21 protein-coding genes and 2 pseudogenes are annotated in these 21,478 nt (G+C 35.7%); 10 read left to right on the plus strand and 13 right to left on the minus strand.

Translation table 11 applies throughout. The annotated features are described in order from the left end of the window. Window positions 1-339: regulatory protein RecX (locus tag L950_RS13215; RefSeq protein ID WP_021190898.1), on the minus strand; the 339-nt coding region annotated here is incomplete at its 3' end. A gap of 73 nt (window positions 340-412) precedes the next feature. On the opposite strand from L950_RS13215, the gene L950_RS13220 reads away from it, so the two are divergent. The 5 genes from L950_RS13220 (at window position 413) to L950_RS13235 (ending at window position 4,599) form a co-directional block, all read left to right on the plus strand. Then, window positions 413-2,854: a bifunctional UDP-N-acetylmuramoyl-tripeptide:D-alanyl-D-alanine ligase/alanine racemase gene (locus L950_RS13220; RefSeq protein WP_021190899.1), complete on the plus strand. Its 2,442-nt coding sequence runs from the start codon at window positions 413-415 to the stop codon at window positions 2,852-2,854. A 48-nt stretch (window positions 2,855-2,902) separates the two neighbouring features. Further along, the gene (locus L950_RS36550) at window positions 2,903-3,145 is read left to right on the plus strand and encodes a hypothetical protein (protein ID WP_316930636.1); all 243 of its coding nucleotides are present in this window, start codon (window positions 2,903-2,905) and stop codon (window positions 3,143-3,145) included. Beyond that, complete coding sequence (locus L950_RS36555; RefSeq protein WP_316930637.1) at window positions 3,142-3,498, plus strand: DUF502 domain-containing protein; 357 nt, start codon at window positions 3,142-3,144, stop codon at window positions 3,496-3,498. Before L950_RS36550 ends, L950_RS36555 begins: the two co-directional genes overlap by 4 nt. Before the next feature lie 98 nt (window positions 3,499-3,596). Then, entirely contained in the window at window positions 3,597-3,944 is a 348-nt protein-coding gene (locus tag L950_RS13230; RefSeq protein ID WP_231577257.1) for an iron chaperone, read from the plus strand. Window positions 3,945-3,987: 43 nt separating this feature from the next. Then, window positions 3,988-4,599, plus strand: a complete 612-nt coding sequence (locus L950_RS13235) for a hypothetical protein (protein WP_021190900.1) — start codon at window positions 3,988-3,990, stop codon at window positions 4,597-4,599. Here the strand turns inward: L950_RS13235 and L950_RS13240 are convergent. From L950_RS13240 to L950_RS13255, 4 genes and pseudogenes are all read right to left on the minus strand, one after another. Beyond that, a pseudogene (locus L950_RS13240) lies at window positions 4,596-5,302 on the minus strand (Cof-type HAD-IIB family hydrolase); the annotation flags it as partial. The gene L950_RS13235 and the pseudogene L950_RS13240 overlap by 4 nt on opposite strands. Window positions 5,303-5,515: 213 nt before the next feature. Then, window positions 5,516-6,376 carry an alpha/beta fold hydrolase gene (locus L950_RS13245; protein ID WP_021190902.1) on the minus strand — a complete coding sequence of 287 codons (861 nt, stop codon included), beginning with the start codon at window positions 6,374-6,376 and terminating at the stop codon, window positions 5,516-5,518. A 78-nt stretch (window positions 6,377-6,454) separates the two neighbouring features. Further along, a complete protein-coding gene (locus L950_RS13250; RefSeq protein WP_052764406.1) occupies window positions 6,455-9,142 on the minus strand; it encodes a DEAD/DEAH box helicase in 2,688 nt (895 codons plus the stop codon). A 196-nt stretch (window positions 9,143-9,338) separates the two neighbouring features. Then, entirely contained in the window at window positions 9,339-9,812 is a 474-nt protein-coding gene (locus L950_RS13255) for a hypothetical protein (RefSeq protein ID WP_031288809.1), read from the minus strand. 251 nt (window positions 9,813-10,063) lie between these two features. On the opposite strand from L950_RS13255, the gene L950_RS13260 reads away from it, so the two are divergent. From L950_RS13260 to L950_RS13270, 3 genes are read left to right on the plus strand one after another with little or no spacing between them, the layout of a single operon-like run. Then, window positions 10,064-10,366: a DUF6249 domain-containing protein gene (locus L950_RS13260; RefSeq protein ID WP_021190903.1), complete on the plus strand. Its 303-nt coding sequence runs from the start codon at window positions 10,064-10,066 to the stop codon at window positions 10,364-10,366. Between the two features lie 43 nt (window positions 10,367-10,409). Beyond that, on the plus strand, window positions 10,410-10,955 hold the full coding sequence (locus tag L950_RS13265; protein WP_021190904.1) for an RNA polymerase sigma factor: 546 nt from the start codon (window positions 10,410-10,412) through the stop codon (window positions 10,953-10,955). 1 nt (window position 10,956) lies between these two features. Next, on the plus strand, window positions 10,957-11,307 hold the full coding sequence (locus tag L950_RS13270) for a hypothetical protein (protein WP_021190905.1): 351 nt from the start codon (window positions 10,957-10,959) through the stop codon (window positions 11,305-11,307). Window positions 11,308-11,348: 41 nt separating this feature from the next. Here L950_RS13270 and L950_RS13275 read toward each other — a convergent pair whose 3' ends face one another. From L950_RS13275 to L950_RS33245, 6 genes are all read right to left on the minus strand, one after another. Further along, window positions 11,349-11,945, minus strand: coding sequence for a hypothetical protein (locus L950_RS13275; RefSeq protein ID WP_021190906.1), 597 nt, complete (start codon window positions 11,943-11,945; stop codon window positions 11,349-11,351). A gap of 76 nt (window positions 11,946-12,021) precedes the next feature. Beyond that, window positions 12,022-12,507 carry a GNAT family N-acetyltransferase gene (locus tag L950_RS13280; RefSeq protein WP_021190907.1) on the minus strand — a complete coding sequence of 162 codons (486 nt, stop codon included), beginning with the start codon at window positions 12,505-12,507 and terminating at the stop codon, window positions 12,022-12,024. Continuing rightward, window positions 12,508-13,683: a TonB-dependent receptor gene (locus L950_RS26530; RefSeq protein WP_084825444.1), complete on the minus strand. Its 1,176-nt coding sequence runs from the start codon at window positions 13,681-13,683 to the stop codon at window positions 12,508-12,510. Beyond that, entirely contained in the window at window positions 13,644-14,585 is a 942-nt protein-coding gene (locus L950_RS26535) for a TonB-dependent receptor (protein WP_052764408.1), read from the minus strand. Before L950_RS26535 ends, L950_RS26530 begins: the two co-directional genes overlap by 40 nt. Before the next feature lie 65 nt (window positions 14,586-14,650). Then, the gene (locus L950_RS33240; RefSeq protein ID WP_231577259.1) at window positions 14,651-15,499 is read right to left on the minus strand and encodes a BamA/TamA family outer membrane protein; all 849 of its coding nucleotides are present in this window, start codon (window positions 15,497-15,499) and stop codon (window positions 14,651-14,653) included. A 62-nt stretch (window positions 15,500-15,561) separates the two neighbouring features. Then, window positions 15,562-15,978: a hypothetical protein gene (locus tag L950_RS33245; protein ID WP_231577260.1), complete on the minus strand. Its 417-nt coding sequence runs from the start codon at window positions 15,976-15,978 to the stop codon at window positions 15,562-15,564. Window positions 15,979-16,256: 278 nt separating this feature from the next. On the opposite strand from L950_RS33245, the gene L950_RS13295 reads away from it, so the two are divergent. Next, window positions 16,257-18,128, plus strand: coding sequence for a M1 family metallopeptidase (locus L950_RS13295; RefSeq protein ID WP_021190908.1), 1,872 nt, complete (start codon window positions 16,257-16,259; stop codon window positions 18,126-18,128). 194 nt (window positions 18,129-18,322) lie between these two features. Here the strand turns inward: L950_RS13295 and L950_RS13300 are convergent, their stop codons facing one another. Both L950_RS13300 and L950_RS33250 read right to left on the minus strand, forming a co-directional pair. Beyond that, window positions 18,323-18,787 (minus strand): hypothetical protein, encoded by a 465-nt coding sequence (locus tag L950_RS13300; RefSeq protein WP_021190909.1) that lies wholly within the window; start codon window positions 18,785-18,787, stop codon window positions 18,323-18,325. Then, window positions 18,787-18,963 (minus strand): hypothetical protein, encoded by a 177-nt coding sequence (locus tag L950_RS33250; protein ID WP_231577261.1) that lies wholly within the window; start codon window positions 18,961-18,963, stop codon window positions 18,787-18,789. Before L950_RS33250 ends, L950_RS13300 begins: the two co-directional genes overlap by 1 nt. A 563-nt stretch (window positions 18,964-19,526) precedes the next feature. Here L950_RS33250 and L950_RS13310 point away from each other — a divergent pair. Then, window positions 19,527-21,217, plus strand: a pseudogene (locus tag L950_RS13310) (sodium/sugar symporter). Window positions 21,218-21,478 lie beyond the last annotated feature (261 nt).

Consider the following 21,478-nt stretch of genomic DNA (forward strand, 5'->3'; position numbering starts at 1 on the left):
TTCATATTCATCTAAATCAATTTTTGAAAATGCAATTTTGATCAAGGGATCTGATACGCGTTTGAGTTTTAAAGATTGTTTAATTTTAATCTTTCCCCAACTTTTTATCCGCAACTTACCTAAAGTATAAGCTATTGCAAAGCGCTCTTCATTAAGAAAATTGTCCGAAATCAATTGTGAAATAATTTCCTCCACATCTTCTTGAAATAATCCCCATTCGTATAATTTATCCCGTACTTCTTGTTGTGCCCGTTCTTGATATGCACAATAGCTGGCAGCCTTAAGCAATGCTTGCTTAGGTGTGTATATTTTTTTTCTCGTTTTCTCTTCGTCAAACATCTTTACAAATTTCAAAAATATATTGAACTTATTGAAAAATTGTGGAGCTTTGATTGAATAAATATTTTAAAAAATGTATACCATATCGGATATTTCAGAGATTGTTGTTCCTAAAAGATCAATTATTGTTTATCATAAATCTATCATTCAAAATCTGATTTATGATACACGTAAGATCGTAAATGCTGAAACAGGATTATTCTTTGCCTTGATCAATCGTCGTGATGGACATGAGTTTATCATGGATGCCTATAGTAAAGGGATTAGAAATTTTGTGTTACAAGATGACTTTCAGCAAGAACTGGTATTGCCAGATGCTAATGTTTTATGGGTAGCAGATACTTTTTTAGCATTACAGAAAGTAGCAGAAACACAGCGCATGAAATTTAAATCTCCTGTATTGGGTATTACGGGGAGCAACGGTAAGACTATTGTCAAAGAATGGTTGTTTCAACTGCTATCTCCAGAATATAAAATCTATCGCAGTCCTAAAAGCTATAATTCACAGCTGGGTGTTGCTTTATCACTATGGGAACTGAATGAACAATATAATTTCGCCATCATAGAAGCTGGAATAAGTGAGGTCGGTGAAATGGAGAAACTCCAAAAAATGATTAAACCCACGCATGGTGTATTAACCAATATTGGGGTAGCCCATAAAGAAGGTTTTCAATCGAAAGAGGAAAAAATTGCGCAGAAGCTGAAACTTTTTACAGATGCTGAGGTATTGGTCTATCCTAAAAAGTATCTTGAACAGATCTATATGCCTTCTCAAATTTACAAATTTGCCTGGGGAGAGGATGAATCGTGTCAATTAGAGGTTTATTCACTTAAGAAGGAAGGTGATCAAGCTACATTGGTAAGTTTATGTTTTTCCCGCCAGTTTTTTACGGTTAAAATTCCTTTTGTTGATCAAGCATCAATTGAGAATGCGATTTCATGTATTGCAGTGATGATTACTTTTGGTTATGATTTTAAAACTATAGCCGATCGTATTGCCACGTTGCAACCGATGGAGATGCGTCTTGAATTGAAAAAAGGAAAACATAATACTTCCATTATTGATGATTCATATAGTAATGATCTGGTAGCGCTACAGATTGCATTGGATTTTTTAAAGCAACAAAAGCAAAATTCTCGTAAGGTCCTAATCTTATCCGATATTCCTGGTGTAAAGTTGCATGATGAGAAGAGTATCAGTAAACTAAAGCGTTTGGTCACAGCTAGTGGATTAACTGATTTGATTTTTATCGGACCTATTTTGAGTCAGTTGGAAGCACAGTTTTCATTACCCACGGCCAGCTACTCGGATACAAAATCATTTATAGATGGTTTTAAGCATATTGATTATAGCAATTCAACGATCTTGATAAAGGGTGCACGTGATTATCATTTTGAACAGATCAGTAAACGATTGGTTGCTAAATCACATGATACGATATTAGAGATTAATTTAAATGCATTGGAACATAACCTCAATGTATACCGGGGTCTGTTGCCTGCAGGTGTTAAATTGATGGCTATGGTAAAAGCTTTTTCTTATGGAAGTGGAAGTTTTGAAATTGCTAATTTACTACAGTTTAATCATGTGGATTATTTGACGGTTGCTTTTGCTGATGAAGGTGTTGATCTGAGAAATGGAGGCATCACACTTCCAATAGTGGTAATGAGTCCTGATGAAAATGCCTTTGACGCTATTGTACATCATAAGTTGGAACCAGAGATCTATAGTTTTAGAGTTTTAAATTCATTTCTCCGCTATCTCTTACAGCAAGGACTAAAAGATTTTCCAGTCCATATTAAAGTTGATACCGGGATGCATCGTCTTGGTTTTATGCCAGAGGAAGTTGATGAACTGCTAGCGATATTGAAAAATCAGGATGCGATGAAAGTGCAGTCTGTTTTTTCACATTTAGCTTCGGCTGGAAATGCTGTTGATAATGATTTTACTGAGAGTCAGATTCATCTTTTAGATGTTTTCACTACAAAACTTAAGGAGGAATTAGGGTATTCTTTTATCAGACATATTGCTGCGACATCGGGTATTGATCTGTGGCCAAGTGCTTATTTCGATATGGTACGCTTAGGGATTGGTCTTTATGGAATTGATATGGATCGAGATGATCTGCCGGTGAGAGAAGTTAGTGTTCTGAAGACCAATGTTACCCAGATAAAAGAGCTTGCGGCTAATGAAACAGTAGGATACAATCGCGCTGGTATGTTGCAACGTGCGAGCAGAACCGCAACCATCAAGATCGGTTATGCAGACGGTTATGATCGAAGGTTCGGTAATGGAGTAGGTAAAATGTCGATCAACGGGCAACTGGTTTCTACCATTGGAAATATCTGTATGGATATGTGTATGTTGGATGTGACAGATATTAATGTTAATGAAGAAGACGAAGTTATTGTTTATCCTGATATCAAGGAAGCGGCATTGGCTATAGGAACCATCCCGTATGAATTGTTGGTCAATATCTCACAACGGGTGAAAAGAGTTTATTTTTACGAGTAATTCGAGGCTTATTTCGCATCTTTGTAGGGTCTTTTAGGTACAAGTGATATGTTATCAAAATTAATTAGAGCTTTTTTAAATTATCTTATCAAAGGAACTTTGGTCGTTGTTCCTTTAGCTGGTGCGGTTTTTTTAATTGTTTGGATTGTTGCTTCAGTCGATTCGGCGCTTAACCTTACAGGGTTATTCCTGGAGGATGAGACAGGACATCCTTTATATATTCCCGGAATTGGTATTTTAACAGTCATTTTATTTTTGGTTGTAGCAGGGATTGTTTTTACCAATTTGTGACAGATCCAATTAAACACTGGCTGAATAATCAGATTAACCGTATTCCTTTGTTGAATACGCTATATTCATCCATTAAAGATTTTACTGAAGCCTTTGTAGGTGATGCCAAAAAATTTAATGTTCCTGTTCTAGTTAAAGTGAATGAAATAGGTGTTAGTAAAATTGGTTTTCTGACACAATCAGATCTATCAAAAATTAAGCTTACAGATGAAGTGGTGGTTTATTTTCCCTATTCATATTCATTTGCAGGTCAGGTGGTCGTTGTAAAATCATCCTTGGTAACCAAATTAGATATGTCTGCTACAGACGCGATGAAGCTCGTTGTTTCAGGTGGTGTCAGTGGTTTAGAATAAGATACAAATACATACGTTTATATAAAACAAAAGGGAATCATTGGTATAATGGTTACCTTTTGTTTACATTTATCTTGAACTTTAAATCATAATTAGTGATGAATGTTGAATTTAAAACAGTAGACGAGTACATTGCTTCTTTTCCAAAAGAAGTGCAGGAGATCTTGTTGCAGGTCCGTAATACAATTCTGCAGCATGCTCCTCAAGCTACCGAAGGAATAGCTTATGGCATGCCAGCTTATAAATTAAAAGGGAAACCACTTGTTTATTTCGGCGGTTATCAGAAACATATCGGGTTTTATGCAACGCCGACCGGTCACTCAAATTCGAAGCAGAACTTGCTTCTTATAAGCAAGGTAAAGGTTCGGTGCAGTTTCCGTTACGGGAGCCGATCCCATTTGAACTCATCGCAAGAATTGTTGAATTTAGGGTTTCAGAGACATTAGATAAGTTTAAATAGGTTATTAGGATTTTAAATTAAAGGTGGTGATGGATCGATTATGGAATCGTTTATGGAGCAGTAAAGTTCCTGAAAACTTACACGAACAATGGAAAGATAAGGCAAAACTTTCTTTTGTAAACAGTCAGTTTGATGTAGAACTTATACGAGGTTGCGTGGATAAAATTAAGGATGATCCAAAGAATACCTTATTTTTACAAGCTTTTCTAGCTTATCAGGATATTGCTTCGCAATTGGAAACTCAGAATAGTGCTGAAGCAGAAATTGATTTTATGGAAAGATATGTTTCTTTATTCAGTCAGATTTCTGCTGTAGACCTTTCCGTTGTGTGGACTAAAAAGATCGAATATCCCACTTTGTCTGTACCGAGGTTTATCTTATTGCCATTGGTTCAGAATGCTTTGTGGCAAGGATATCACGCAGCAGAAAAATATCCAATGAAAATCAAGATTTCAGTATTTGAAAAAATCATTTCATTGGATATTACAAATCATGTTAATCACTATATTGTAGATCAAAAAGTTAATGACTCTGTGGAGAATTATCAGGCTCGTCTACAGTATGAATTTGGTGATCAACATACACTTATTATGAATAGCAATGCACATACATTTCGCGCAAATCTAACTTTGAGGTTTTAGATAACCTCAAAATGTGCTAGAGCATTATATATACCGTCACTGTCTACATCATCTGTAATATAGTCTGCAATAGCTTTTACCTCAGGATTGGCATTACCCATAGCAATTCCGTAGGCCGTATGTTTCAACATGGTGATATCGTTTCCGCCATCACCAAAAGACATGGTTTCCTTGATGTCGATATTAAAGTGTTTGATGAAAATATCGATACCAATTTGTTTGCTTTGACCTAAAGGATTCACATCTGCAAATAGCGGGGTCCAACGGCTGGCCACAGAATTAGGCATTACATTGTTCATGAATTCTTCCTGTTCCTCCGGTTGAATGAAGATATTGGTTTGAAGCACAGATCCCATATCAAAGTCTGCGTACGATCTTTGAGGCGGGACAGGTAAATTCAAGAGTGCATACATGGAAGCGATCTTCGGTGTTACTTGAAAAATGCTGATTTCTTCTTCAGACATCAACGAGAAGCTTACTTCATTTTTTGCAGCATGGTCAATCAAAGATTGAATATCAGTGGCGTGAATTCCTTTTCTGAAAGTACATCACCCTCTTTCGTGATGCAATAGCCACCGTTGAATGTGATAAATCCGTCAAAGTCAAGGTATTTGATATGATCTAAACTATTGATAGACCTTCCCGTAGAAACAATTACTTTTATACCTTTTGATTTTAATTCTTGAATGGCTTTTTCGGTTGAAGCGGGTACTTTGTGGGTATCGAAACTAAGAAGAGTACCGTCGATGTCAAAAAAAACTGCTTTAATCATGCTACTTTAAAAATTTTTGTGATACAAAGGTAATCATTAGAAGATTGCTTTTTGCCCTTATGATGTCATAATGAAGACTAGTAGCGTCAGTATTATGCTACATTTCATCTGTCAAAAATTGAAGGATTTGAATAAAGATTCTTCTTATTTTAAAGAACTTATTTTTTCAAGAATGTAAGCTAGTGCTTCCTGTGATTTTAATATGCGTTCATGACCGACACCATTCAAGTCTATCGCCTCTGTCGGGGGATGAACTTTAAAAAATGATTGCAGATAGGTATAGGGCGCAATTTTGTCCTGTTGATCATAGAGTACAAGATGCTGCTGGCTATTATCAAAATCGTATAAACTGTTTAAATGAAAGTAAGCGGTTTTCATATTGAATTTTTCTTCAAAATTCAGAAAAAAGTGCTCTTGAACATCTTTTGGTACAGCTACGAAATCCATACTAGCTGCGAAATTTGCTTTTAAATCTACCAAAGGAGTAAGACTGATAATCCAGTTCGGAGTATGTCTAAGTTTTGCTAATGCTGCGATATTAGCCATGGCACCGAGAGAATGACCGATGACTATTGCAGGTAAACCATAGGTATTAATAATAGTTTGAACAGCTTCAATGTATAAAATTAAATTGGATAATTCTCCTTCCGCTCCTCCATTTCCAGGTGCGTCAAATGCGATTATCGTTAAATCTGGATTTTCCAATAGTTTATCAATAAGCATGGAAAAATCTGCGGCTTTTGATCCCCAACCGTGTGTCAACAAAACTAAATCTTTGCCCGATCCCCAACGGTAGAGAGGAAAAGATAATAGGTGACCACTGAAAAATTCATCCTTTACTGCTAATTCATCTTTTGAAGCTAACTGTATTAGTAGCTCTTGATGTTGTCGCAATGGCATTTTAGGGGAATAGCAGATATACGACCAAATATCATCTAAATTAGCCGTTATAGAAATATGTTCTAAAGATTTCAGATATTCAATGCTTTGCTTTAGTTTTTTCATCAGGATAATTATTTAAAAATGTATGTTTTAAGGGCATAGATGAGCTCTTAACATTCGCTTTGTATGTAGCAATTCGATTTATTGAAATAAACTCAGTAGGCGTTCTTTATTCATAAAGTCTGCAATCGGATTATAAGTACTGGAAATGATGTTATCTGCTATTGCTGTTTTATTGGCTTGCAGTTTCATGATTTTATCCTCCACAGTATCCGGGCAGATTAAGCGTATCGCGGTGACATCTTTTGCTTGACCTATTCGAAAGGCGCGGTCGATAGCTTGCGCTTCAACTGCAGGATTCCACCAGGGATCAACCAAATAGACTAAGCTCGCCGCTGTAAGATTTAAGCCCGTTCCACCTGCTTTTAAGCTGATCAATATGACCCTTTGTGTTTCATTTTCCTGAAATTGTGTTACAATATGTTGCCTGTCTCTTGTCTGTCCTGTCAATTTTAGTGCTGTGATATCATGTTTGGCTAAAGCTGTTTCGATTAGATTTAGCATGCTCACAAATTGGGAAAAGATGATGATTTTCTGATATGGACTTTTGTCGAGTACTTGTTCGATAAGCATTTCAATCTTGCAGGCATCTTGTTCTACACTTAGATCATCTGTTTTTAGCAATTTTGTTGAATTGCAGATCTGACGTAATTTGGTCAATCCTTTTAGTACATGCATAGGACTCTTGCGTATTTCATCTCCATCTTTGACCGAGATAAATTCCCGAAATTCCTTTTCGTAAGTATCGTAGATATGTCTTTGAGCAGGCTTCATTTCACAATAAAGTACGATTTCATTTTTTGCAGGCAACTCTTTGGCAACCTCCGTTTTTGTACGTCGCAAAATAAAAGGTTTTACTTTGCGTTGCAATTCTTCCAATCTTTTTTTATTGCTGAATCCGTCAATAGGCGTAGTATAGACATCTTTAAAATATTTTTTCGAACCTAATAATCCGGGATTGGCGAACGACAGTTGCGCAAACAAATCCATGGTGCTGTTCTCGATCGGTGTACCCGTGATCACGATACGATTGCGTGCACTGAGTTTGGTAACGGCTTGGTAACGTTGTGATTCGGGGTTTTTAATCTGCTGTGACTCATCTAGAAAAATATAATTGAAAGTGTGTTTTTTTAAGTGATTAATATCGGTCAATAAATTATGGTAAGAAACTAGTATCAGGTCATATTGATCGAATCCAAAGGTGTTTTTTTGACGATCTGCACCTTGTAATATAAGTACCTTAATGGAAGGAGCAAATTTCTTCAATTCGTTTTTCCAATTGAAAATTAGCGTGGTTGGAAGTACCAGTAAATTGCAATTGTTTTTTACTTTTTTACGTTGATCTAAAATAAAAGCAATGACCTGAATGGTTTTTCCGAGTCCCATATCGTCCGCTAAGCAACCACCAAAATTGAATTCATCTAAGAAATTTAGCCAATTCAATCCATCATGTTGGTAATTACGGAGTTCGCCGATAAAATCTTTTGATAATATTACGGGTTTGACCTGATCGATGTTGCGTATTTTACTTTTAATTTCTTCCAAACGTTCTTTTGCTATTTGGGATAACCATTGTTCCTCAAAATATTGATCAATGGCTGTATAATTTGTTTCTGCAATCTGTAAGTGGCTGTCATCAATGATTTCGCCTGCTAAAAAGAACTGTTCAAATTTATTCAACCATTCTTCGGGCAATATACCTTGCGTACCATCATCTAGTGTAATGAATTTTGATTTATTACGAATAGCTTTTTGAAGGTTTTTAAGCGAACCTTTACTTTTACCAAACTGCAGATCCACATTTACATTAAACCAATTCTGTCCACTGAGCACATGAATTGCTATTTTACCTTTAAATGAGTTGAATTTATTTGCTTTTATTTCGTTAAATCCGATGATGGAAATATGATGATTGCGCCAATCTTCAAACACATTTAAGAACCAGTCCAGTTCAAGAAAATGTTTACGATGCAGATAGAAGTGCTGAAAATCTTCATCAAGTTGCTCCTGGAAATAGGGATGTTGCTTAATGATCAAGCTGATGATCTTGAGTTCTGCTTCGAGATCCCGTTTCACTAAAAATTTTTGTCCATTTTTATCAAATCCGAAGATAGATCTTCTGCTTCGAACAGGAACTTCTACATCCGCATATCGCATGGTCGGAATGAGATTGATATAATCACCAGATTCTTCCAGATAGATAATCGATTCGGTGTCGTTATAAAACTGTTGTTCTTTGATTTGTTTACTATTTGCTTTGGGAATATGTAGATAGTTGACTTCTACAATCTCCTCCATTGCTACTAAGAAATCCTTGTTAAAACCTTCGAATTTGGACTGATGTACGATAAGGTGATCTGCTGTCGTGTTGAAAAGTTTGAACAGGGCAAGGATTTGTGCATGCTCTATAAAATAGAAATGTTGCTGTAACTGAATGAAATAATCAAAGACTACAGGAAGCTGCTGTAAAGCGTGATCTTGTCCAGCGATTTGAATTGAGCTTCTAACAGTGAAAAATCTCCCGACGCGATCGATGTCAATTAGGATTGTTTTGGGTAGTTCTCTTAATGTGATCTGCGTCAGACTATTTGCCCCGATAGTTTGCGATAAGGATTTATCATGTTGATAGATTTCCAGTCCTAGTGGATTTTTAATCAGCTTTTTAAAGGCGGTGATCTGTTGTTTGCTTTCTTCTATTGTGTTCTGCCCTAAAAAATGAAGTGCGGTAAAAAATTGACTTTCTGTAATATCTTTACTTTTCCAGATCATTTCCTCACATGAAGTTGCTGTACTGGGTTTTTTAGCGAACCATTTTTAGCTCGGGCTGCACGATAGAGTAACACCTGAGGGTGTTTATAGTATTTATGCTCTTTAAGTACTAGAATGTTGCTTAGCTGTTCTAATTCCTTATTGTTGCGTTTTAAATCAGGATTTGTTGCGGTGTTAAGAATATCTTGAGATAAATCTAGTAAATTATCCTGTTTTTGATGGTTTTTACAACACCGTCTATGCATTGAATTTCGAAATAATCCTCGAGTTGCTGTTCATCTTCTATCCCATATTTAACTGCTATTTTAGTTAGATAATTCTGATAAGCATGATCGGAGAAAAATAAATATACCTGATCATTTTTAAAGATTTCATTCAGAACTAGCTTTTGATGGATACAGAATTCTTCGCTTTCAGAGCAATTGCACAGTAATGAGAGTACGGGAGTGTCATAAACGACAATGATATCGTAGGGAATACCTAGGGAGAGGATAGAGAAATGGCCTTCATTTTTCTTTAGTGTCAATATGCGGATTGGAGCGTTGCTATCGGATAAGTTTGACATCCAAGAATAAAAGCTGTATCGATTTTCATTGTTAAAATGAATATCTGAGAATCGAAACTGGTGAAAATCATCTGAACCCTGTGGCAAAACGTCTTTTGTATACATGCTACTCAAACTTAGATAAATTTGTTTTATTTACAATTTTAATTCCGTCATATAAAACCAATTTTATTCTTCAATATTTATGGTCAGAGTCTTTAAAACTGTTATATCAGTATGAATATAAGCGCAACGATGTAAATTCGTTTTCCAAAAATATTTTTTGCTAAAAGACTAAAAAAGCATTTTTTAAAATTTATAGTGCTAAGTTGTAACATTTGATGATCGGTCTGCATCTAATGAGAAAAATATAAATTATGGAAAAGGAAACAATGGGTGCGATTATGTTCGTATCATTTTTTAGTACAATTTTCTTCACGCTTTATTACTATTTTCAAGCAAGAAATAAAGAGCGTATGGCCTTGATCGAAGCAGGGCTGGACTTATCTCAATTTTATAAAAAACAAGTTCGAATTTCACACTGGTTACGTTTAGGTGTATTTATAGTAGGAATTGGCATCGGGCTGTTGATCGTTGGTTTAATTTCGCAATATCAGACCGAAAATATTGTCGGTGTACTTAAAGTTTCGATTATTGTACTTTGTGGCGGTATTGCATGATTGTTGCTAATTATGTAGATAAACCTAAGCAGGATAGGGATTGATGGATCAACAGTATATTGATAAAGTTTTAGCGGGAGATCGCGATTCCTTTCGATATTTTTTACAAAAATATCAGGATATGGTCTTTTCTGTTGCAATGAGTATTGTGAAAAACGAATCGCTTGCAGAAGAAGTCGCGCAGGATGCTTTTGTCAAATGTTACCATAAACTCGACACGTTTAATCAGCAGTCCAAATTTAGCAGTTGGTTATATCGAATTGTCGTCAATACAGCCTTTATGCAATTGCGAAAGATTAAGATTGAAGTGTTAGATTTTCAGTCAGATTATGATAAAGAGGTGATCGATGAAAGTGACCTGACTTTATTGGAGGATGAAGAACGGAGTCAGATGATCAATGAAGCACTTTGTCTATTACCGGCAAATGAAAGTTTGGCTTTACGGTTATTTTATCTGGAGGAAGAAAGTATCAAAGAGGTTTCGATAATAACGGGCTGGACTGATGCAAATACAAGAGTCATCTTGCACCGGGGCCGAAAACGAATGTACGCCATATTGAAGGAATTAATGAATAAAGCAAATGTGTAGCATGGAAAATAATGATGAATTAATGAAGACATTAATGCAGAGCAGTAAACTTAAAATGCCTTTTTCTGATTTTGAAAGTCGCGTAATGCAAACAATCGAACAGGATGAAAAAAAAGCGGTTGCTGTTTTAGAGGATCGTAAGAGAGGAATTTATTTTTTCTTAGCAGGAATGATATTTGGGCTTGGACTGAACTATCTACTCAGCAAGTCATGGAAAGACCTCCAATTCAATTTACCGCAACAGGAAAATGCCTTGTTAGTTTCTCAGATCATCTATGCAATATTGATCCTGTTTTTTATAGAAAGGCTTGTTAAGCTATATCACTTGAACCATCAGATTAAAGGTTTATAAAATAGAAAAGGAGAATACATCTTGTATTCTCCTTTTCTATTTTATCCTCTTTCGCGCTCTAGTAAGATCATCATCATAAAACAAAGAATAAGTCTTGTTTCATCCTTTGGGTTGATATCCGCGAGTTTGTCCAATGTAAATTTTCGGCCGAAAGAAGGTTTTTTCTTGAGCTGTAATATTTTATTTCCTTCTTTATCATACATGGTGTATGAGGGGTTGAATACATATCCGGTAAGAATATTAAGTATCGGTATTTCACCTAAAAAGCTGTCGCCAACTTTTACCCAGCCATTGTCTTCTTTGATGGTATAATCTTCAAGACCATCGATGTCTAAAGCATTGTAATTAGCTTTCCATATCGATCTCATTCCTTTGCGGCCCACTTTACCAATCGTTTCAGTAGTTCTGGTATCTGTAAAAGTATAATTTGCATTGAAATCTAACCAACGGTCTGCTTTTATACCATACTGCTGTTCTGATCTACTTTCGTCTGAAAAGATCATAATTTCATCTTTAAGCTTGAACAGTTTTTGACGAACATAAAAAAGTGTACGATCCTCACTATCCTTTATGGTGAAGTCATTATGAAAAGTCGAAATTTTAAATAGAAAGTTTAATGGATAATTGAAATTGCTCATGGTATCTAAATGCTCTTTTTATAAAGCTATTATTTTTATAGGTATGTATAATTATTTATATTGTGTTGCAGGTAGTTTAATCTGTATTCGTTTTTAAACGGTATGCAAAGACAAGCATGTGCTTCATCTGCAGTCCGTTCTCTATAATAGGGTCAGCATAATTTTCTATAAAGAAGTTATGACGGATGTGATTCATTTCAAAACCATTGCGCATATAGAATCGATGCTGTTGAAAGCCTACATCCGCAGTACCAACCCAGATCTGCAGTAAATTTTCTTCCTGTGCATGGGATTTTAAGAAAGACAGCATGTCGCTGCCCAGACCGTGTGCTTGGTACTGTGCTGTGATCGCAATATTTTTTAGTTCAACCGTATCTGAATTTATTTGTTTTACTGCCATGACACCAACAATCTCGTTAGTTATTCGATGTACTAAAGTAAAGATGGTGCAGGTCGAAATATACTTGTCGATAGCTTCTTTCGTCTCATCTGCCAATAACAGTATATCGTAAGGTATAGCTTCATCAGTTGAATGTTTTCTGATGATATAGTCTCGTATCATTTAATAACTTAGTTTTAGTCCAGCGAAAAAGTTTCGTGTTGGTGCGGCATTGTAATATCTATTCCCAAATGCATTAATGTCATTTCCTAAACTGTATTTTTCATTCAGTAGGTTATCGACTCCGAGGTATACATTCGCCATGAATTTAGTTGAAAATTTGAATCCCCACTGAATCTTTGCCTGAACCAGATGATAGGAATCTGCAAATGCTGTATTTGCATCATTTAGCGGAATTTTTGACGTATAATTATGTTGCACATGGAGACCAAGTTGATGGGCAAAATCTAGGTTTAAAGCATGAACAATAATCCAGTCCGGTACTGCCGTTAGTTTATTATTATCATAATTGTTATTTCCTACCTCATAATCTTTAAATCGGTAATGATTGTAGGTCACACTCGAATTGATGTACAGCGCTTGTACAAAACTTTCAGAAGAAGGTTTTATAATGTAACCCATAATGGAACTCTCAATACCACTTTGGTTTACCTTTCCTGCATTTTGGTAATATTCTACCGCATTCGCATTTAACTGGCGAATAATGGCATTATTCATTTTGTACTGATAGTAGGATATATCGGTAATAAAACGACGGTTCATCCATTCCCATCGTAATCCGATCTCTTTGTTGTAACCAGATTCAGGTTTCAGAGCTGTGTTGATGATATTGTCCGATGATCGAACTTCAGCAATTGTAGGAGCTGAGAATCCAGAGGAAATGGAACCTCGGATGGCTAGTTTTGGTGTAAGCAGATAGGATACCGCAAACTTCGGCATCCACGTTGTTCCAAAAGAGATCCGTTCTTTCTGTTGCGAGGTTTGAGGATATACTTGTCTATAAGCAATTTGATTTTGGTTCAATCCAAGAGCACCCTCCACGGTCAATTTTTCTGCAAGAATAATTTTACCCCTTACAAAATAGAAATTCTGCCAATTTTCCAATTTATCTTCTGCTTGAGGATCTGTGGAAACTCCGTTTTTATTATCATAATTAGCAATATCATACCAACCTTTTTGACCTTCGGTACCAATTTGTAATTGCCAATTCAATTGATCCTGCGATTCGTAAGAAAGATAGCTTCGGTACCCTAAGTTTTGTTCATCTCGATATTCATAATTACTGATAAATGGATTTTCTATTTTTGATGATGAGCCAAAATAGTGGTCGTATTGGATAGTTTATTACTGATGTTGATTTTATGGGATATTCCTCCGAAAAAGGTTTTATTATCAATCGCCGCTTTTTGTTGTTTAGCCGATGGTGTGGCTGGAGTAGCGAGACGTGCCATACGTGGGTTTTCCTGATATTGTTCTAGCGTAAGTCCTCCTGGTGTTTGATAATTCAAATCACTATAAAGGGCAAAGACTTTAAGACTTGCTTGTGGATGATAGTTCCAGAGGTGTGCTGTTTGAATAGTTTTTTTATTTAAAGCCGAATTTTCTCGATAACCATCGGATCTTGTAAAACTTTGATCAAGGGAAAATTGATATTTTTGGTTGATCTGCTGTAGTATCGAAAGCTGTTGTTGTGCGAATCCAAAAGATCCACCAGCAAGGTTAAGTGAGGTTTTCGATAACGGACTATGTTGAAAGCCATTAGGTTTAATCATGAGTACACCTCCCGAGTTCGGCCCGAAAATAGATCCATCAGGACCTTTTAGAACTTCAATTTGCGAAATGGAAGCCGGATCAATAAGATTGAGGTAAGTATTCCCACCAGCGTCTGTTATTGGAAATTCATCGACATATATTTTCACATTACGGATACCAAAAGGAGAACGGATTAAACTACCACGAAGGGCCAAACGGTAGCTTCCTGGTGAGCGTTCTTCCATCCGTAAGCCTGGAACGGTATTCAAGCTCGGTAATAAAGTTGCACCATTTTGACTAAGAATTGCTTTCTGCCCGACTATAGAAACAGATCCTGGTGTTGTTAATAGGGGCTGTTCTGTAAAATAGCCAGATACTTTTGCTGTTTCTAATTGATAGGATGTAATGGTATCTTTACTAACCTCCTGTGCATACAGAGAAGGTGAATATAATATTAAAGCGTATAAAGCAGATTTAAAAACAGACATATGATATTGGGGCTCAAAAACAATTTGCCCCTAAAATAATGAAAAACTTCAATTAAGCCTGCTTTTTAAAAGGTTTCATTTAATCCAAGAAATAGACCTCTTTGATGATACCCACCAAAAGCATAATCAATACATAAATTAGTGCGTGTGGCTTTATTAAACAGAATACGTAATCCTGCTCCTCCAGCAGCTCTCCAAGATTGAAATAATTTGCTATCCATATCGTTATTAGTCGATTGGATATTAAAAAAGGTTGCTCCACTGATAAATTTATTACGAAGTATCGGGAACCGGTATTCTGCCTCATTATAGAAGTAAGATAAGCCTTTGAAAAACCCAAGCGTATAACCGCGCCCTGACCGTGCATAACTATCTTTGGCAGTTCCTGGTAGATCAAGATAAGGTAGTCTTCCTGCTATACGGTAAGATCCATAATTCCATAATGCAAGTACATGTTCAGGGTTTTCCTCAGAAAGACTAATGTATTTTCTAAAATCTGTGGTAAGCTGAATTGCATTCTTACTACTGCCCATCCACTCCTGGTTCATACGAATTCCAATATCCGAATAAATTCCTTTATACGCACGATTTGGATTATCACGTGTCATATACTGAACATTAAACAGAAGACCATTTGAATTGAATTTTTCAGGATCAAAACCATAACGTTTACTATAGACGTAATTTGGATTGTCATTGTTTTCGGTTGATGCTTTGATATTTCTGCGAATGTCAAATGCAAAACCAGCACCCAGAAAAAGATTATCTGAAACCCGTTTATAGAGCTTTTCATTGATGCTAAAGGATGTATACTTGTAGACAAACATGTTTTTGTCTGGGTTAGCAAGAATATCATCATCATTTTGTCCAGAAAAAGTTTTAGTCATTCCTAAGCCGGCATCTGGATTGACCATTTTTACAATAGCCCATCCTCCCTGGATATTCCATTTATTCTCTCTGGTATAGATGTTATGGCTTACGTAAAAACCATAATACCTTTTGTTGTTACTGAAGCTGTTGATGCCGCTGTAGACATTGTGGTATTCGATTTATCTCCCAGTACAATGCCTGCAACTCCCTTTATTCCGATTTGAGCTCCAATAGTGGGATTTAAGGCCACACCAGGCATCAGGGTAATTCCAGAACGTTTTTTATTTGGGTTTCGCTCTCTTTTTGGATGAAGAATGTTGCGAAATAAATCGGATATATCATATTGATAAGAAGCGTTAGAATCAATTTTATGCTGCATATAGGTGGATTTTGATTCTAATCTAGAAGAGTCCGATACAATAGTGACCTGAGCAAGAACTGGGGTGATATGTGTTGCGAACAAAAGTAATAAAGAAACTAAAGTTATGTTAATAGATTTAAAATGAGGTAAATATCTTTTCATGTATCAAGTTTATATTGCAACATATGAGTATAAAATTTAACGTTTTAGTCATATAGATAGTATGCAAACTTAGATAAATTTGTTTGTATTTTTTTTATTTGGCACTCATGATTCTTATACAATTATCGATATCTCTTTGGTATCTAGAATTATTTTATTGAGGAAATACGGTTAAAAGTAAGACTTACGATATTTTTTAGCCAGTAATTTTTAATATACGACACATCTCCTTGTTGTACGACGTTTAGGAACTGCTTATCTTTAGCAAAAAAAAGTACATGAAAATAAAGATTCTCTTCAGTCTGGTTTACATTGTCGTCTGTAACATATTCCTGCACGCTCAGGAATTATATACTCCTCGTCATATTAAGCAGGCTTATAAAAATGAAACCCGAAGTTTAACGGGTGCACCAGGTGCAAAATATTGGCAAAACAGAGCGCAATATCACATACAGGTAACGGTAAACCCAGAAACAAAAATTGTTTCTGGAAAAGAACGTATTCAATATGAGAACAATAGTCCTAATGCATTAAAAGATCTTGTTATTCATTTTGCTAATAATGTACATAAACCTACAGCCGCAAGAGCTGCGGACGTCAGTACAGATTTTCTCACTTCGGGACTGAAGTTGAAGTCGTTTAAAGTAGATAATAAAGTGTATGTTATCGATAGTAAGGACTGGACTACCGCCAATCGCATTAAGTTGAATAAACCAGTTGATCCTAAGTCTTCTGTCACAGTCGAAATGGAATGGGAATATCCATTGTCATTATCCAGTGACCGTGAGGGGCAGATTGATCCTGGTACCTATTTCTGTGCTTATGCATACCCGCGTATAGCAGTTTATGATGATTATAATGGATGGGATGTCTTGGAACATAACGGCCGTCAGGAATTTTATAATGATTTCAATGATTATAAAGTTGAAATCCGCGTTCCAAAAAATTATGTAGTATGGGCTACAGGAAGTTTTCTAAATCCTGAAGAGGTACTGCAACCTGAAATATTAGACCGTTTTAAAAAATCTTTGATTTCGGATCAAGTGATTACAGTTGCAGATTTAAAAGAAATGGAGACACAAAAGGTGACAAAACAGCATGACTGGAACATCTGGAAGTTTGAAGCAGATCATATTGTTGATTTTTGTTTTGCTTTGAGTGATCATTATGTGTGGGATGCTTCTAGTGTTCAATTGAAAAGTAAAAGAGTAAGTGTTCAGGCGGCTTATTTGAATGGGACTAAGGATTTCGAGCAATATGTAGGGTGGGAGCGTTACTGTATTGACTGGTTCTCTAAAAATTGGCCAGGAGTAGAATATCCATTTCCAACGATGACTGCAATTCAGGGATTTGCGGATATGGAATACCCGATGATGGTCAATGATAGCAGTGTACCGGATAACTTGATGGATGCTAGACAAACTGTAGACCATGAAATTGCCCATACTTATTTTCCTTTTTATATGGGAACTAACGAAACCCGTTATGCTTTTATGGATGAAGGTTGGGCTACAGCTTTGGAATTGCTAATTGGAATGGATGAAAATGGAGAGGAAGCTGCTAAGCAATTGTTTAAAGAATTTCGGGTAAAAGGATGGATTCAGGATCCTGCTACGGAACAAGATCAGCCATTGATTTCTTTGTCTTCACAATTGAGTGGTAAGGGTTATGGTAATAATGCCTATATCAAATCGGCATTATCTTATTTGGCACTGAAAGATTATCTAGGGGACGAAGCATTCAGAAAAGCTTTACATCATTATATGGAGAATTGGAACGGGAAGCATCCGACTCCTTGGGATTATTTTTATTCCTTCAATACAGGATCTGGAAAAAATCTCAATTGGTTCTGGAACAACTGGTATTTTAGTAATCATTATATCGATCTGAAGCTGTCAAAGGTCAGTCAAAAAAATAAAACCATTAGTTTAGAGATTGAAAATAATGGTGGATTTGCAATTCCATTTGATGTGATATTGACTTATGTGGACGGTGAAAAAGAAAAAATTCATTTTACACCACAAGTTTGGGAGAGTAATCAGGCTGTTACTACATTAAAACTGAAAGCTAAAGCAAAGGTGAAAGAAGTTGTGCTTGATAATGATATATTTATGGATTATAACAGTGATGATAATCGAGTAACACTTTAATGTTACTGTTTTGTAATCTCTGAGAAGACTTTGCATCTTACGGTTTGGGGCTGTTATTTCTCTTAAAAGTGGGAATAATAGTACTCAAACCGTTTTTTTTGTGCTCTTATTTTACGATAAGGTTCTGAGATTTTTAGGGAAGAGAGCTGCTGCCTTTTATTGAAAAAGTAGATTTTTAAGGTATTGGTACACGACTAGGTATTTTTTTGCGATTTTCTTCTGGTGTTCTTAAATATCATACGGCGTAACTGAAAGAAACCCAGTGTCATTTTATGATTTGACCGAAGATAAGGTATGCTCATAATTACCAGTAATGATATGCACGCTGAAGTACCTAATGCACCGCCAAAACCATCAAAAAATTTACTGGTGTTGATATAGATCAGGCTGTATACAAGACCGGAAAGTGAAACTCCGATAAATGTAGACAATTGATTGCTCGAAACCATACCAACAAAAGAAGACCCAATAAAAATCAGCGGAATATGATTGACTAATTCTTTTGGAATATGAGAAGGGAAAAAGTGGACAAATCCAGCAACAATGCTGGTTAGTAGGGATGAGGATAATACACCTCCAAGTTTCAGCTTATTGTTAAAATAATAAGTGAGTAAACTCCCGAAAATTCCTGTAAATATGAGAATCGCTGTAAATATCATTATCTAGAAAATAAAAATAGAATCAAGTAGGTAATGGTAACTCCGGCAAAAGCCAATGTTCCAAGTTTACCGCCAATTCCGTTCAACAAACTTTTTGATATGATCAGCAGAATAGCCGTACAGATACTGGCTGCGAGAATGAAATAAATATCATGAGCTACTTTGGTATTGGACATACCTACGAATGCACCGCAATAAATAGCAGGAGGTAGATGGGCAGATAACTTGACTTTTTGTTTAGGTACGGAATTAAGCGCCGGTGAGCCCTACTAAACTTGCTGAAAATACCGAACCTAATCCAAATGCGTGATTTAAAAAATAACAACTTATCGCACCAATTGGAACCCATACGGCAATATAAACTTTTTCAAACGCTAATTTATTATGATGAACTGGCGACTTAAAAAAGGAGAAAAGTAATAAGAATGAAATTAGAATGATGAAGAATGATAGGGCAATAGTTGAGTTATTTTCCTTAAAGATTGCTAATAAAAATAATAATTGTATTACGAAAAGTAATAATAAAGAGGTATAACGAATAACTCTATTTGATGAGATTTTTGACATTATTGTGCAAAATTACAAAGAAAATTGGGAAAAAAACATAAAAATTGAACTATTTTGAGATGAGTGAAATTGATTATATAAGTTTTGTGTCGGTTTTTTTATGTGATTCTGCAATAAATATTTCTATATTTAGCCTCACATTTTTATATCAAAATCTAATTAATCTTAACTAATGAATACTATTTTAAGTACGAAGGATTATATTGTATTTTTTGTATACTTTATAATTGTTGCTTCATATGGTTTGTGGATCTACTACAAAAAGAAGTCAGCGTCAGAAGGAGCAAAGGACTATTTCTTGGCTGAAGGATCATTGACATGGTGGGCTATTGGTGCTCCTTGATCGCTTCAAATATTTCTGCCGAACAATTCATTGGAATGAGCGGTTCGGGCTTTAAAATGGGACTTGCAATCGCAGCATATGAATGGATGGCCTCCATAACCCTGATTGTTGTAGCCATATTCTTTATGCCGGTCTATCTTAAGAATAAGATTTTTACCATGCCTCAGTTTTTAAACCAACGCTATAATAGTACTGTAGCGATGATCATGGCTGTATTTTGGTTAATGCTTTATATCGTGGTCAACTTAATGTCGATCTTATATCTTGGAGCTGTCGCTATCAGTGGTATTTCTGGTTTAGATTTGACTTTATGTATTATGTTATTGGCTGTTTTTGCTATCATCATCACATTAGGTGGTATGAAAGTTATTGGGTATACAGACGTTATTCAGGTATTTTTCTTAGTATTAGGAGGTTTGGTAGCTACCTACTTAGCACTTAATATCATTTCAGATGGTAATGGTGTTTTAGCTGGTTTTACCACTTTGCATAATGATGCTCCTGAACATTTCCATATGATATTCAAAACCGACAACCCTAATTATATGGACTTACCTGGTATCAGTGTTCTGATCGGAGGTATGTGGATAGCCAATTTAAGCTACTGGGGATGTAATCAGTATATTACACAGCGTGCGTTGGGAGCTTCTTTGCCAACAGCAAGAAATGGTCTATTGTTTGCTGCATTTTTAAAACTCTTGATGCCAGTGATTGTTGTGATCCCAGGAATTGCTGTTTACTATATTGTAAATAAAAATTTAGGTGCTATTGATGCATCAAGCTTATTGACCTCAACTGGAGCACAGGATCCAAATAAAGCATATCCAGCGCTCTTAACTCTTTTGCCTGCAGGCTTAAAAGGTCTTTCATTTGCCGCATTGACTGCTGCAATCGTCGCTTCTTTAGCGGGGAAAGCAAACAGTATTGCGACCATTTTTACGTTAGATATTTACCAAAAAGCAATTAATAAAACTGCTTCTGAAAAGAATTTGGTTAATGTTGGAAAAATAGCTGTTATTGTTTCCATGATTTTAGGAACAGGATTGGCACTTATTTTAGGTGAATCGCTAATGGGAGAAGGAAAACAGGGATTCCAATACATTCAAGAGTATACAGGATTCGTTTCTCCGGGTATTTTTGCGATGTTTATTCTCGGGTTCTTTTGGAAAAAAACAACATCAAATGCAGCGATGTTCGCAACGATTGGAGGCTTTATTTTATCTGTACTATTCAAAAAGTTGCCAGATATGATGGACCTTTCTTTCTTATCAAGCACCGGATTCTCTGTGCTGAATCCAACAACAGGTATTTATGAAATTCCATTTATAGACAGGATGAGTTTTGTATTTATCATCTGTGTGATCTTCATGGTAATCATTAGTTTGATTGATAACAAACGTGGTATTGTCCCTAAAGGATTAGAAATTGATGCAAAAATGTTTAAATCTCACAATGGTTTTGTTATTGGATCATTATTAGTACTCATGATTGTGGTTGCCCTATATTCAATTTATTGGTAAGAACTACGTGTGCACTATAATACAAGAAGCACCCAATAGGGTGCCTTTTCTTGTATGCATTATTTTTTATTAATTTATAGCAATCGAGAAATCTTAATAGTAGTGGGATTGAAGCCATGTAGACATTTGATTTGATCGCATTTTTTTACATGCACTATTTATATAAAATGCATGCTATATTAAAATTTGTTAGATAATGACATTTTAAAAAAAATATAAGTCTAGTCGTCAACTTCACAACATGTTGTCAACTTCATGTTG

The organism is Sphingobacterium sp. IITKGP-BTPF85 (assembly GCF_001006065.1).
Classification (GTDB): domain Bacteria; phylum Bacteroidota; class Bacteroidia; order Sphingobacteriales; family Sphingobacteriaceae; genus Sphingobacterium; species Sphingobacterium anhuiense.

Excerpts from the sequence above, each read along its gene's own strand:
- L950_RS13220 (WP_021190899.1), top strand. The coding sequence starts at position 413 with ATGTATACCATATCGGATATTTCAGAGATTGTTGTTCCTAAAAGATCA.
- L950_RS36550 (WP_316930636.1), top strand. The coding sequence starts at position 2,903 with ATGTTATCAAAATTAATTAGAGCTTTTTTAAATTATCTTATCAAAGGA.
- L950_RS13230 (WP_231577257.1), top strand. The coding sequence starts at position 3,597 with ATGAATGTTGAATTTAAAACAGTAGACGAGTACATTGCTTCTTTTCCA.
- L950_RS13235 (WP_021190900.1), top strand. The coding sequence starts at position 3,988 with ATGGATCGATTATGGAATCGTTTATGGAGCAGTAAAGTTCCTGAAAAC.
- L950_RS13245 (WP_021190902.1), bottom strand. The coding sequence starts at position 6,376 with ATGAAAAAACTAAAGCAAAGCATTGAATATCTGAAATCTTTAGAACAT.
- L950_RS13250 (WP_052764406.1), bottom strand. The coding sequence starts at position 9,142 with ATGATCTGGAAAAGTAAAGATATTACAGAAAGTCAATTTTTTACCGCA.
- L950_RS13255 (WP_031288809.1), bottom strand. The coding sequence starts at position 9,812 with ATGTATACAAAAGACGTTTTGCCACAGGGTTCAGATGATTTTCACCAG.
- L950_RS13260 (WP_021190903.1), top strand. The coding sequence starts at position 10,064 with ATGGAAAAGGAAACAATGGGTGCGATTATGTTCGTATCATTTTTTAGT.
- L950_RS13265 (WP_021190904.1), top strand. The coding sequence starts at position 10,410 with ATGGATCAACAGTATATTGATAAAGTTTTAGCGGGAGATCGCGATTCC.
- L950_RS13270 (WP_021190905.1), top strand. The coding sequence starts at position 10,957 with ATGGAAAATAATGATGAATTAATGAAGACATTAATGCAGAGCAGTAAA.
- L950_RS13275 (WP_021190906.1), bottom strand. The coding sequence starts at position 11,945 with ATGAGCAATTTCAATTATCCATTAAACTTTCTATTTAAAATTTCGACT.
- L950_RS13280 (WP_021190907.1), bottom strand. The coding sequence starts at position 12,507 with ATGATACGAGACTATATCATCAGAAAACATTCAACTGATGAAGCTATA.
- L950_RS26535 (WP_052764408.1), bottom strand. The coding sequence starts at position 14,585 with ATGTCTGTTTTTAAATCTGCTTTATACGCTTTAATATTATATTCACCT.
- L950_RS33240 (WP_231577259.1), bottom strand. The coding sequence starts at position 15,499 with ATGGTCAATCCAGATGCCGGCTTAGGAATGACTAAAACTTTTTCTGGA.
- L950_RS33245 (WP_231577260.1), bottom strand. The coding sequence starts at position 15,978 with ATGAAAAGATATTTACCTCATTTTAAATCTATTAACATAACTTTAGTT.
- L950_RS13295 (WP_021190908.1), top strand. The coding sequence starts at position 16,257 with ATGAAAATAAAGATTCTCTTCAGTCTGGTTTACATTGTCGTCTGTAAC.
- L950_RS13300 (WP_021190909.1), bottom strand. The coding sequence starts at position 18,787 with ATGATATTTACAGCGATTCTCATATTTACAGGAATTTTCGGGAGTTTA.
- L950_RS33250 (WP_231577261.1), bottom strand. The coding sequence starts at position 18,963 with ATGTCCAATACCAAAGTAGCTCATGATATTTATTTCATTCTCGCAGCC.